Origin of the sequence: uncultured Winogradskyella sp. (genome assembly GCF_947495255.1) — a bacterium.
Classification (GTDB): Bacteria; Bacteroidota; Bacteroidia; order Flavobacteriales; family Flavobacteriaceae; genus Winogradskyella.
In genome coordinates, this window is the sequence record NZ_CANLYI010000001.1 from 587,331 (window position 1) to 599,906 (window position 12,576).

At 32.0% G+C, this 12,576-nt stretch carries 14 protein-coding genes; 8 read left to right on the plus strand and 6 right to left on the minus strand.

The genetic code is table 11. The features are described from left to right. Positions 1–28: 28 nt before the first annotated feature. Positions 29–1,372 (minus strand): NADP-specific glutamate dehydrogenase, encoded by a 1,344-nt coding sequence (gdhA, locus tag Q0807_RS02515; protein ID WP_299105983.1) that lies wholly within the window; start codon positions 1,370–1,372, stop codon positions 29–31. Positions 1,373–1,675: 303 nt separating this feature from the next. Between gdhA and Q0807_RS02520 the strand changes: the two genes are divergently transcribed. Next, a complete protein-coding gene (locus tag Q0807_RS02520; RefSeq protein ID WP_299105986.1) occupies positions 1,676–2,491 on the plus strand; it encodes a glutamate dehydrogenase in 816 nt (271 codons plus the stop codon). 77 nt (positions 2,492–2,568) lie between these two features. Here Q0807_RS02520 and Q0807_RS02525 read toward each other — a convergent pair whose 3' ends face one another. After that, complete coding sequence (locus tag Q0807_RS02525) at positions 2,569–3,708, minus strand: cystathionine gamma-synthase (protein WP_299105989.1); 1,140 nt, start codon at positions 3,706–3,708, stop codon at positions 2,569–2,571. A 114-nt stretch (positions 3,709–3,822) separates the two neighbouring features. Between Q0807_RS02525 and Q0807_RS02530 the strand changes: the two genes are divergently transcribed. Then, positions 3,823–4,542: a DUF3298 and DUF4163 domain-containing protein gene (locus Q0807_RS02530; RefSeq protein ID WP_299105992.1), complete on the plus strand. Its 720-nt coding sequence runs from the start codon at positions 3,823–3,825 to the stop codon at positions 4,540–4,542. Here Q0807_RS02530 and Q0807_RS02535 read toward each other — a convergent pair whose 3' ends face one another. Next, positions 4,543–5,787, minus strand: coding sequence for a sodium:proton antiporter (locus Q0807_RS02535; protein ID WP_299105995.1), 1,245 nt, complete (start codon positions 5,785–5,787; stop codon positions 4,543–4,545). Between the two features lie 83 nt (positions 5,788–5,870). On the opposite strand from Q0807_RS02535, the gene Q0807_RS02540 reads away from it, so the two are divergent. The 3 genes from Q0807_RS02540 to Q0807_RS02550 are packed head-to-tail and all read left to right on the plus strand — an operon-like array spanning position 5,871 to position 8,245. After that, complete coding sequence (locus Q0807_RS02540; RefSeq protein WP_299105998.1) at positions 5,871–6,224, plus strand: arsenate reductase family protein; 354 nt, start codon at positions 5,871–5,873, stop codon at positions 6,222–6,224. Further along, on the plus strand, positions 6,217–7,110 hold the full coding sequence (locus tag Q0807_RS02545) for a DMT family transporter (protein WP_299106000.1): 894 nt from the start codon (positions 6,217–6,219) through the stop codon (positions 7,108–7,110). The genes Q0807_RS02540 and Q0807_RS02545 overlap by 8 nt, the downstream gene beginning before the upstream one ends. A 1-nt stretch (position 7,111) precedes the next feature. Next, positions 7,112–8,245, plus strand: coding sequence for a hypothetical protein (locus tag Q0807_RS02550; protein WP_299106002.1), 1,134 nt, complete (start codon positions 7,112–7,114; stop codon positions 8,243–8,245). 65 nt (positions 8,246–8,310) lie between these two features. Here the strand turns inward: Q0807_RS02550 and Q0807_RS02555 are convergent, their stop codons facing one another. Further along, positions 8,311–8,790, minus strand: a complete 480-nt coding sequence (locus tag Q0807_RS02555) for a thioesterase family protein (RefSeq protein WP_299106112.1) — start codon at positions 8,788–8,790, stop codon at positions 8,311–8,313. A gap of 133 nt (positions 8,791–8,923) precedes the next feature. On the opposite strand from Q0807_RS02555, the gene Q0807_RS02560 reads away from it, so the two are divergent. The 3 genes from Q0807_RS02560 (at position 8,924) to nadD (ending at position 11,077) form a co-directional block, all read left to right on the plus strand. After that, positions 8,924–9,781 (plus strand): YicC/YloC family endoribonuclease, encoded by an 858-nt coding sequence (locus Q0807_RS02560; protein WP_299106004.1) that lies wholly within the window; start codon positions 8,924–8,926, stop codon positions 9,779–9,781. 37 nt (positions 9,782–9,818) lie between these two features. Next, complete coding sequence (gene gmk, locus Q0807_RS02565) at positions 9,819–10,409, plus strand: guanylate kinase (RefSeq protein WP_299106006.1); 591 nt, start codon at positions 9,819–9,821, stop codon at positions 10,407–10,409. A gap of 89 nt (positions 10,410–10,498) precedes the next feature. After that, entirely contained in the window at positions 10,499–11,077 is a 579-nt protein-coding gene (gene nadD, locus Q0807_RS02570; RefSeq protein ID WP_299106008.1) for a nicotinate (nicotinamide) nucleotide adenylyltransferase, read from the plus strand. Between the two features lie 21 nt (positions 11,078–11,098). Here the strand turns inward: nadD and Q0807_RS02575 are convergent, their stop codons facing one another. Together Q0807_RS02575 and Q0807_RS02580 are read right to left on the minus strand one after the other, a co-directional pair. Then, the gene (locus tag Q0807_RS02575; protein ID WP_299106010.1) at positions 11,099–11,458 is read right to left on the minus strand and encodes a YraN family protein; all 360 of its coding nucleotides are present in this window, start codon (positions 11,456–11,458) and stop codon (positions 11,099–11,101) included. 51 nt (positions 11,459–11,509) lie between these two features. Continuing rightward, positions 11,510–12,532: an LD-carboxypeptidase gene (locus Q0807_RS02580; RefSeq protein ID WP_299106012.1), complete on the minus strand. Its 1,023-nt coding sequence runs from the start codon at positions 12,530–12,532 to the stop codon at positions 11,510–11,512. Between the last annotated feature and the right edge of the window lie 44 nt (positions 12,533–12,576).

A 12,576-nucleotide genomic window follows, 5' to 3' on the forward strand; every position in this document is an offset into this window, starting at 1 on the left:
AGCTTAATCATTATAATTTATATGCTCATTAAACCACACCTTGCGCTAACATAGCATCTGCCACTTTAACGAAACCTGCAATATTAGCTCCTTTTATATAATCTATAGAACCGTCTTCATTTAAACCATATTCTACACAAGAATCATGAATATCTTCCATAATATCTTTTAATTTAGAATCTACCTCTTCTCGAGACCAGCTTAAACGCAATGAGTTTTGGCTCATTTCTAAACCAGATGTTGCAACACCACCTGCATTTGAGGCTTTACCTGGAGCAAATAATATTTTTGCTTTTTGAAACTCATGAACAGCATCTGGTGTTGAAGGCATATTTGCACCTTCAGAAACACAAATACATCCATTATCTATTAACTGTTTTGCTTCTTCACCATTTAACTCATTTTGAGTTGCACATGGTAATGCGATATCACATTTTACAGACCAAGGTCTTTCACCGGCTACATATTTAGCATTAGGATAAGTCTCTAAATACTCACTAATTCTACCACGTTTTTCATTTTTTAAATACATAACGTGTTTAAGCTTATCTGTATCAATACCGGCTTCATCATAAATGTATCCACCAGAATCTGATAATGTTAAAACTTTAGCGCCTAATTCTATTGCTTTTTCTGCTGCATATTGTGCAACGTTACCAGACCCAGAAATAACTACGGTTTTACCATCAAAAGAATCTTCATTTCTCTGTAGCATATTTTGTGCAAAATATACATTACCGTAACCTGTAGCCTCAGGTCTTATTAATGATCCTCCCCAAGATGCGCCTTTACCAGTTAATACACCTGTAAATGTGTTGTTCAATTTTTTATACATCCCAAACATAAAACCAATTTCCCTTGCACCAACGCCAATATCACCAGCTGGTACATCAGTATTATGACCAATATGTCTGAATAATTCTGTCATAAATGCATGACAGAAACGCATAATTTCATTATCTGACTTTCCTTTTGGGTCAAAATCAGAACCACCTTTTCCTCCACCCATTGGTAAAGTTGTTAGTGAATTTTTAAAAACTTGCTCAAATGCTAAAAATTTTAAAATACTAGCATTTACGGTTGGATGAAAACGTAAACCTCCTTTGTATGGTCCTATTGCAGAATTCATTTGAACCCTATAACCTCTGTTAACTTGTATTTCTCCAGAGTCATCAACCCAACTCACTCTAAAAGAAATCAATCTTTCTGGTTCTACCATTCTCAAAAGAATGTTTTTACCATTATAAATATCATTTTTAGCTATGTAAGGAATTACGGTTTCCGCAACTTCTTGTACAGCTTGTAAAAATTCTGGCTCGTGACCATTACGCTCTTTGACTAAGTCTAAAAAAGCTTCAATCTTTTCTTTCATATTTATGTTATATTACATTTTATGTTTAAATTGTTGGCAGCAATAACAATTATTGCATCACCAGAATTGTATAAAACTCAATATATTAGACCAATATTATTGAATTATAATATATTGGGTGCAAATATACGTTATCTATAAAAATAAGTATATATTTTTTTATTATTCTCAAAAGGTTTTTTTATCTCTGCTTCTGTTTATTTTCTTTAAAAAATAATAATTAATGCATTTTATCCGTTTTATTTGGTATTTCGTCGAGTTTTTATATATTTGCTCGGTAAATATTCATTAATGTATAATTAGATGATACAAAACATTAAAAAAATAATCGTTCCATTAGCGTTGCTTTTGTCAATTCAAATTGGTTATTCGCAATTAGGTTTCTCTCATGAGATAGGAATTATTGCAGGACCAGTCACTTACCAATCCGATTTTGGTGTGAGGTCTGATCTTGAAACTAACATTGGTAATTCCGGTATTGGTCTAGGTCTTGTACATTACATGAATTTTGCATATCGCGCAGATTGTAACTGTTACACAACTGACAAATACTTTAATGACCACTTTAAATTACGAAGTGAAATATCTTGGAACAAAACATCACTTACTCATTTCGGAAAATGGGTAGATCCAGATAAAAACTCTGAAGATGCTAATCGTTTAAGAGGTCATACTGGAGAATCTCAAAACTGGGATATTGGTATGCAACTAGAATTTTTTCCAAGAAGTATTAGAGCTTTTGCCGCAGGTATAAATAAGTTTGCTCCTTTTGCAAGCTTAGGTGCACATTATGTTTCCTATAGACCCGAAACTTTTACGGATTATGTAAGTTCAGACCCTTTAAACCCAAATGATATTGGAAATCCGGATGACCCAAACAACTTTTACTCAGGTTGGGATCCTGGCTCTGTAGATGACATGAGTGGTTCTACTTGGTCTATAGTAAGTAGTATTGGTACACGTTATAAACTTTCTGTACTTTCTGATTTTATGATTGACTTAAGATTACAATATTATTTTTCTGATTGGACAGATGGTTTAAACCACCAACTAGAATCTAATAAAGCTAATGATTGGATGGTATGGTTGAACTTCGGTTATATCTATTATTTAGATTAAAAAACATATTATAACCTATAAAAAAAAGACCAAATCGTAAGATTTGGTCTTTTTTGCATTAAAATCTTTCTCTGTAATTATCCAATAGCCTGTTTTAGATCCGCTATTAAATCAGCTTCATCTTCAATACCAACACTTAATCTTATTAAAGAATCTACAATCCCAGTTTTTTCTCGCTCTTCCTTAGGAATACTAGCATGCGTCATACTTGCTGGGTGACCAGCTAACGACTCCACACCTCCAAGTGATTCCGCTAAGGTGAAGATTTTTAAATTTTCTACAATCTTTATAGACGCTTCGTAATTATTTCCTTTTGTTGTAAAGGATACCATACCTCCAAAATCTTTCATTTGTGTTTTTGCAATATCATGATTGGGATGACTTTTAAATCCTGGCCAATACACATTCTCAATTTTAGGATGCTCATTTAGATATTCTGCTACTGCTCTACCATTTTCGCAATGACGTTGCATTCTTACATGCAATGTTTTAATTCCCCTTAAAGCTAAAAAAGCATCTTGCGGACCACAAATTGCACCACTTGCATTCTGTATAAAATATAAGCGGTCTGCCAACTCTTTATCCTTTACTACTAAAGCTCCCATTACCAAATCACTATGTCCTCCTAAATATTTGGTTGCCGAGTGCATTACAATATCAGCACCTAAATCTAAGGGCTGCTGTAAATAAGGTGTCGCAAAGGTGTTATCTACAGCTAAAAGCACATTATGTCTTTTTGCTATTGCGGCAGTCGCAACAATATCTATAATATTCATCATTGGGTTAGTTGGTGTTTCAACCCAAATCAATTTTGTGTTTTTTGTGATATAATCTTCAATACGTTCAGCATTATTCATTCCTACAAACAGAAATTTTATACCAAAGTCTTCATATATCTTAGTGAATAAACGATAGGTTCCTCCATATAAATCGCTTGTAGAAATCACTTCGTCTCCTGGTTTCAACAATTTTAAAACAGCATCAATAGCTGCTAAACCAGAACCAAAAGCTAAACCGAATTTACCATTTTCAATACTTGCAAATGACTCTTCTAAAGCATGCCGTGTCGGATTTGCAGAACGTGCATATTCATAACCTTTATGTCCTCCTGGTGTAGATTGCGCAAAAGTAGAAGTCTGATAAATTGGTGGCATTATTGCGCCATAAGCAGCATCTGGTTTTTGACCACCATGAATTGTTTTTGTATTGAATTTCATAATTATACCGTATTTGAAATTTCGATTATAAATCACAACAAATTTAATGGATTATTCGTTCTTTCTAATTCTATACAATACCTTTATTGTCTATAATTTATAACCTCATTTACTGTGAAACAAATAATTCCTTTTTTGATTTTTATATTGGTTTTAAATTCTTGCTCTTCAGAAATAAAACCTGCGTCTTTTGAAACGATTTCAGTTACTGAAACATATGATGCCGCAATTACAGCAACTTACAGTAAGGCTGAAGGTAAAGACAAACTTAGTAAAACTATAAACTCAAATGTTGACAATGCTCTTGTTGAAACGTTAAGTACAGCTGAAAGTAAAAATGATTTAAAAACCATTTTAAAAGAATTCAATAAAGAATATCTAGATTTTAAAAAGGATTTCTCAGAAGAATCTGAACCTGTTTGGGAACTCGATATTGAAACAGAATTAGTTTATCAATCTGAAGCGATTATAACCATTGCAATAAGCACTTACGAATTTAAAGGTGGTGCTCATGGTAATGACCAAATTAAATTTTTGAATTTAGATGCCAAAACAGGGCATGTTTTAAACTTAGATGATTTTATTGAAAATAATGATGAATTTAAGGCACTCGCTAAATCACATTTTACAAAAACGGTTCAACTAAAAGATTCTGCTGTAAACATGGAAGATGTCTTCTTTGGAAAACCATTTCAGTTACCAGAAAACATAGGCTATAGCGATGATGGACTCGTTTTACTTTATAATGTTTATGAAGTAGCCTCCTATGACCAAGATTATATAGAATTTGTAATTCCGTTTGAAGAACTCGGTTCTTATTTAAAAATGGAATAATTATTTAGTTCTTGTTAATCGTTTTATAATAGGCCCAACGGTTAATCCTTGGCCAACAATAGAAACAACAACGACTACATAGGTAATTACCAAAAATAATTCTCTATGCATTTCTGCAGTGAGACTAAGTGCTAATGCAATAGAGATTCCACCTCGCAATCCTCCCCAAGTCATTATTAAATTTGTTTTAGGCACAAAATCTAATCGTTTTTCGAAGAATTTAATTGGTATAAACAATGAAATATAACGACACAAAAGTATAATAGGGATTGCCAATAATCCTGCATAAATATATTTACCTTCTAAGGTAAGAATTAGCATTTCCATACCAATCATTACAAATAATACAGTGTTTAATAAAACATCTATAAGCTCCCAAAATTTATCAACGTAAGCTTCTGTAGTTTCAGACATTGCAGAGTTTCTTACAGTATCATTACCTACAATAAGACCAGCTGTAACCATTGCTAATGGTGCAGATAAATGAAACTGATGCGCTAGCATAGTTCCACCCATTACTGTTGCAAGTGTAAGAATTACTTCAATTTCATAGTTGTCAATAGATTTCATTAAGCGATACGTAATCCAACCTAAAAACAATCCTAGAATAATACCTCCAATAACTTCTTGTCCAAACAAGGTTGCAATATCCGACAACTCAATAGCAGCATCTGGTTTTGCTGCAATAGCAAAAATGGTTAAAAACACTACAACGCCAACACCATCATTAAATAATGATTCGCCAACTATTTTTGTTTCGAGCTTTTTAGGAGCTCCTGCTTTTTTTAAAATTCCTAAAACGGCTATTGGATCTGTTGGCGAAATTAACGCACCAAATAATAAACAATTGATAAAATCTACATCTAAGCTCATTAGTTTTAAAACATAAAACATGGCAATACCAACTAAAAATGTAGACACTAAAACACCCAAAGTTGCAAAAGCCATAATTGGCCAGCGTTGCACTTTAAGTTGATTGAAATTGGTATGTAAAGCACCTGCAAATAACAGAAAACTCAACATAATATCAAGGAGAACTGTTTCAAAATCTATTAAGGCAATAAACTCTCGTTCCTTTATCAGTAAGGTATCATCAAACTGCGCAACACCAACTAAAACTACTGTAAACACAATAGTAATAACCATTAATCCTATTGTAATTGGCAGTTTTAAAAACTTGACGTTTATGTAACCAAAAAGTGCCGATAACACAATTAAAATTGTGGCAATTGAGTAGTAATCCATAAAATATTATTTTTCTTAAATGTACTTAAAATTCCCTTTAAATACGGTTACTTTGTGGTTTCAAAATTATATAGATTTCTGATATGAAAAAAATATATTATTTAAGCACTTGTAATACATGTACTAGAATCATTGGTGAGCTTAATCTACCAGAAGGATTTGAGTTACAGGATATAAAAACCGAACCAATTACTGAGCAACAAATTGAACAAATGCGAGAACTTACTGATAGCTATGAAAGCTTATTTAGTAAACGCGCAAGACTATACAAAGAGTTGGGCTTAAAAGATAAACCGCTATTAGAAGACGATTATAAAAACTACATTTTAGAACATTATACTTTTTTAAAACGACCTGTAGTACTTTTTAACAATAAGATATTTATAGGCAATTCTAAAAAAATAGTGGAAGCTGCAAAAAACGCCATACATGCATAGTAGAGGCTTTGCCATTTTTGCGCTTATCATGGTTCAGGTTTTATATGGACTAAACTACACCTTTGCAAAAACGGTAATGAACGGAAACTTTGTACCACCTTTTGCATTAACTATTTTAAGAGTCGGAGGTGCTGCCATTCTATTTTGGGCTATTAGTATTTGGTTGCCAAAAGAAAAAATAGAACGTAAGGACTTTTTTAAATTTTTTATTGCTGCATTGTTTGGTGTATGCGTAAACATGCTTTTCTTTTTAAAAGGTGTAGAATTAACAACACCTATCCATGCCTCTGCAATAATGACCATTACGCCTGTTATTATTCTCATCTTATCATCCATTGTTTTAAAAGAAAAAGTAACGTTTTTAAAAATTGCAGGAATAACTATAGCCTTATCTGGTGCTTTAGTACTGACACTTTTTGGAGAATCGGATAGAACTGCAGACAACGTTGTTTTAGGAAATACTTTTATTCTCTTAAACGCCATATTTTATAGTATTTACGTTATTTTAATTAAACAATTGACAAAAAAATATCATCCATTTACCTTTATAAAATGGCTGTTCCTTTTTGGATTCATAATGGTTTTACCCTTTGGATATAAAGAATTACAGGAGGTACAATGGCAAACTTTTACCCCATATATTTATTTCTCATTAGCATTTGTTATTGTTGGTGCTACTTTTGGAACCTACCTCTTTAACCCAATAGCTCTAAATAAACTAAAAGCTTCGACTGTTGGTGTTTTTATTTACTTACAACCCGTAATTGCTGGTTTATTTGCAATAATTATGGGAGCTGATAGTATTGACACCTTAAAACTCATTGCAATGGTTCTTATCTTTTCTGGCGTATATTTAGTCTCTATTAAACCTAAACAAGTCAATTAATTTGTCTTTAAAATCTGAAGTATTTAAAACCGTTGATACTATTCCTCAAGCCTATTGGGATAGCGTTAAATGCTGCACCAATATTTACTATTCACCTGAATTTTTAAAAGCATTTGAAATTGCAAACACAGATATAGAATTCAATTATATATTCATATTAAAAGACAAAAAAGCCATTGCTTTTGCAAACACGCAAATTGTGACGATTGGTATTGAAACCATTACCAAAAACATTACTGTGTCTGATAAAATTAGACGTATTGTAAATAATATGTTTTGCAGAAACCATATTCGTGTTTTATTCTGTGGAAATGTCTTTTTAAGTGGAGAATACGGTACCTTTCTTAAAAAAGGTGAAGACAAAATTGAAACTTTTAAAGCCGTTGCAGAAAGCGTTAAAAAGCTATCAAAAAACAAAAAAAAACTGAATGCTATTTTTGTAAAAGACTTTAAAAACGAATCGCTTTCTATTACAAATCATCTCAAATCTTATGATTATGCTGCCATGAAAGTAGAACCTAATATGATTATTAGTTTAAAACCGGAATGGCATTCTTTCGAAGATTATACCAATGCATTAAAATCAAAATACCGTGTAAAGGCCAATAGAGCCGATGCCAAAAGTGACGCATTAAAAACGAAATTATTTTCTGAAACAGATATTGAAACCTACAAACATCAACTTCAAGAGTTGTATCATAACACTATTGATAATGCTGATTTTAACGCTCAAGTTTTAAATCTCGATACTTATATACATCTTAAAAAAGCCTTCAAAAATCAATTTATAGTAAAAGGTTATTTCTTAGAAGATAAACTCGTTGGTTTTTTATCTGCTATGCAAAATGACACTCATCTCGACGCTCATTTTATTGGCATTGATTATGTTAACAACAAAGAATTTGCGATTTACCCAAGAATTTTAAATGATTATGTTCGCCTTGGCATCGAAACCAAATCAGACCAAATTAATTTAGGACGTACAGCTTCAGAAATAAAAAGCACGCTTGGTGCACAACCCAAAACTTTAACTTGTTATTGTAAACACAAACGTTATTTACCTAATAAGATTTTAAAGCCATTTATAGAAAATGTACACATTAAATCTTTTAAGCAGCATTCGGTTTTTAAGTAATAAATTCCTGCGAAGGCAGTAATCTTATCATAATTATAGATAAAACACTCTGTAATTATAAAAAATTACATTTCCATAGGCTTAGGCTTCACACCATGCTTGCGCGTATCTGCTTTAGTTAATACTTTAAAACTTTCAGACTTTGGAAATGTATTTGCTAATGTTAACAAAGGTTCCGGTAAACCAGTTAATTTTCTTGCTTTTAAATCTATCCAACCACCTTGCATTTCGCAATACGCTAAATTTTCGCCTTTATGATTGTAAAAATTATGTTCAAACATAAATAACATACCATCTTCACTTAAACCCGAAACTTCAATAGTTACCGTAATTGGCGTTCCTATAAAAGACTCTTTAAAATAGTACATATGTTCGTAAAAAACTACAGGGCCAACATTATGCTTCATGATTTCTGGCATAGAAAAACCTTGTTCAGAAAAGAAAGCCATCCTAGCGTGACTCATAAAATTGGTATACGCAGAATTAGCTAAATGTCCATTAGCATCAACATCACTCCAACGAATTTCAAACTGTTTTTTATACATCTTCATAACTAAAATTTAAGAAAACAAAGTTAAGAAAGTATCCTATGCATGCATAAGTGTTTGTAAAAATTTTAATACACTTTTAAAACAGTTCAATTTTGTACCTTTGCGCAACTTTAATTACAAAGTCTTAATGATACAATCAATGACAGGTTATGGGAAATCTGTATTACAGCTCCCAACAAAAAAAATCTCTATAGAGTTAAAATCACTAAACAGTAAAAGTTTAGACCTAAACGCTCGTATGCCATCTATGTACAGAGCAAAAGAGTTAGAGGTAAGAAAACTTATTGCAAAAAACCTTGGAAGAGGAAAAGTAGATTTTTCGCTTTTTGTTGAAATTACAGGAGAAGACACTAGCTCTAAAATTAACAAAACTGTAGTTAAAGAATATATTAAACAACTTAAAGAAGTTGTTGATGGTGATACTACAGAGTTACTTAAAATGGCGATTAGATTACCAGATGCTGTAACGACTGAACGCGACGAGATTGATGAAGAAGAATGGTCACTTATCAGTAAAGAAATCAATGAAGCTATTACTAAAATAGTTGGTTATCGTAAAGATGAAGGTGAAACTTTAAAGCAAGATTTTATAGATAGAATTTCTACTTTAAGACGTTTACTAAATGAAGTAATTGCTATGGATCCAGATCGTATTGATGGTGTTAGAGCACGATTAGAAAAAGGAATTTCTGACCTTAAAGATAAAGTAGATGAAAACCGTTTTGAGCAAGAATTGGTTTACTACATTGAAAAATTTGATATCACTGAAGAAAAAGTAAGACTAGATAATCACTTAGATTATTTTACACAGACTTTAAATTCTGACGATTCTAACGGAAAAAAATTAGGCTTTATTTCTCAAGAAATTGGTAGAGAAATTAATACTATAGGTTCAAAATCTAATTATGCACCTATGCAAAAATTAGTGGTTCAGATGAAAGATGAACTCGAAAAAATTAAGGAACAGATGTTAAATGTCCTTTAAGGTCAATTGCAGTATTCAATAATCAAAACAATACATTTTGTCAGAAATTAAAAACGAAAAACAAGGTAAACTCATTGTGTTTTCAGCACCTTCAGGATCCGGAAAAACAACTATCGTTCGTCATTTATTAAAACAACCAGAATTAAACTTAGAGTTTTCTATTTCTGCAACATCTCGAGAACCTCGCAGTAATGAAACTGATGGAAAAGACTATTATTATCTATCGCTAAAAGAGTTTAAGAACAAAATAAAAACTGACGAATTTTTAGAATGGGAAGAAGTTTATAGAGACAATTTCTATGGTACTTTAAAAACTGAAATTGAACGTATTTGGTCACATGGCAAACATGTAATTTTTGATATCGATGTTTCTGGTGGCTTACGTATAAAACGAAAATTCCCAGAGCAAACCCTTGCTATTTTTGTAAAACCACCAGATTTAAATGAGCTGGTAAGACGTCTTAAAGACAGAGGTGAGGAAAGCGAAGAAAAAATTAGTATGCGTGTATCTAAAGCGCCTGCAGAATTGGCCACTGCTCCACTTTTTGATAAAATTGTAATTAACTCTAACTTAGACGAGGCTTTAGAAGAATCTTATACTTTGGTCTCTGATTTTATAAAAGGATAGTTTTGTCATTACTGCGAAGGCAGAAATTTACATTGAAACTATATAATATTAATTAAAAGATTCCTGCTTTCGCAGGAATATAGCATTAAATGAAAGTAGGTCTTTATTTTGGTACGTTTAACCCAATCCATGTTGGTCATTTAACCATTGCAAATCATTTAGCTGAGCATAGTGATTTAGACCAAATTTGGTTTGTTGTTACACCTCTAAGTCCTTTTAAAAAGAAAAGTAGTTTACTAGATAATTATCATCGTTTAGAGATGGTTTATTTGGCTACTAAAGCATACAACAAGCTAAAACCTAGTGATATTGAATTTGGATTAAAACAACCCAATTTTACTATTGATACACTCACTTATTTATTTGAAAAATTTCCAGAACACGACTTTTCCTTAATTATGGGAGAAGACAATTTAAAGAGTTTTCATAAGTGGAAAAACTACGAACTTATTCTAGAAAACCACAGTATTTACGTTTACCCTAGAATATCTAATGGAAAAATTGACACCCAATTTAATGACCATCCAAAGATCATAAAAGTTGATGCACCAATCATGGAAATCTCTTCAACCTTTATTAGAAATGAAATTAAAGACGGTAAAAATGTAAGACCAATGTTACCTGAAAACGTATGGCAATTTATTGATGAAATGAATTTTTATAGGTAAAAGAGAACCTTGTCATTAAGATTAAAAATGATAAAAAGCATCCTCATAATGCGTTAACTGTTCGGTAGTTTTATTCTTTAAAACAGCAATGATATCGAATCTCGTTTCTAATTCTATATCATTTTCAGTAATAAAAGCGTCCATTGCTTTTACTAATAGTTTTATTTTACTTGGTGTTACAAACTCTTGTGGATCACCAAAAAAATCAGAATTTCTCGTTTTTACCTCAACACATATCATAAAATCATTGTGTTTGGCTACGATATCTATTTCGGCTTTTTGAAATACATAATTTCTAACTACAATTTCATATCCTTTTTTTATAAGATAATCTGTTGCAAGTTGCTCTCCTAATTTACCAAGTTCATTGTGTTCTGCCATGTTTCAGTCTTCAGTCAATAGTGTGCAGTCTTTTACTAACTGAATAAGTTCTTATTGATATGATAATTTACTTCCTGTTTTCTTAACCTTCAAATCCACCGTTTTTCCTAAAACTAAAGCGCGATTATCTTTTTCATGTCCTGCTGGCATATTAAACGTAATAGGGAAATCATACTCTTCTAAAGCATCTAATATCAATTGCTCAACAGACGTTCCCCAAAGTGTGGTGTTTTTTCGCATTCTAGACATATCACCAACAACCAATCCGTTTAAATTATCAAAGTAACCAGCTCGTTTCATACTCTGTAGCATACGGTCAATATGATATTTGTATTCCCCAATTTCTTCAATGAACAGAATTTTCCCAGTAGTATCAAGACTTGTATCAGAGCCTAACATAGTATGTAACATGGTTAAATTTCCTCCAACTAATTCACCTGAAGTTTCACCTTCTCTATTAAATTGAGACCCGTCAAGTGTATAATTCTCAGGGTTTCCAAAAATTGCCGATTTAAAGGTAGAAATAGATTCCTTAACATCATCTAAATCCTTCGTTAAACTCACGCACATTAAAGCGTGTAATGATTGAAACCCTTCGTTATGTACTTGATTATGCAAAGCTGTAATGTCAGAGTAGCCAATAATCCATTTTGGGTTTTTCTTAAACTCTGTATAATTCAATTTATCTAAAACCCTAACCGTTCCGTAACCTCCTCTTGCGCACCAAATAGCACTTATTTTTGGGTCGTCCATGGCATTTTGCAAATCGGCACAGCGTTCCTCATCAGTACCTGCAAAATGATTAGACTGACTAAACACATGTTTACCAACAATAGCGTGTAATCCCCAACTTTTAAGTAAATCTATAGCCTGTTGCACTTCGCGCTCTCTACTTTTTAAAATTCCTGAAGGTGCTACAATGGCAACTGTATCACCTGCTTTTAAATATGGTGGTTGTATTAATTTTGAAGTCATTTCTGTAGTATTATCAGATTCGGTTTGAGCTTTAATATCATTGCCTCCTATCAAGATAACGATGACTAATAGATATAAAAAATAGGACTTATAACTCATAAAAACTGCTTTTTGTAAAAGTACATTTTTTTTCTAAATCCCTT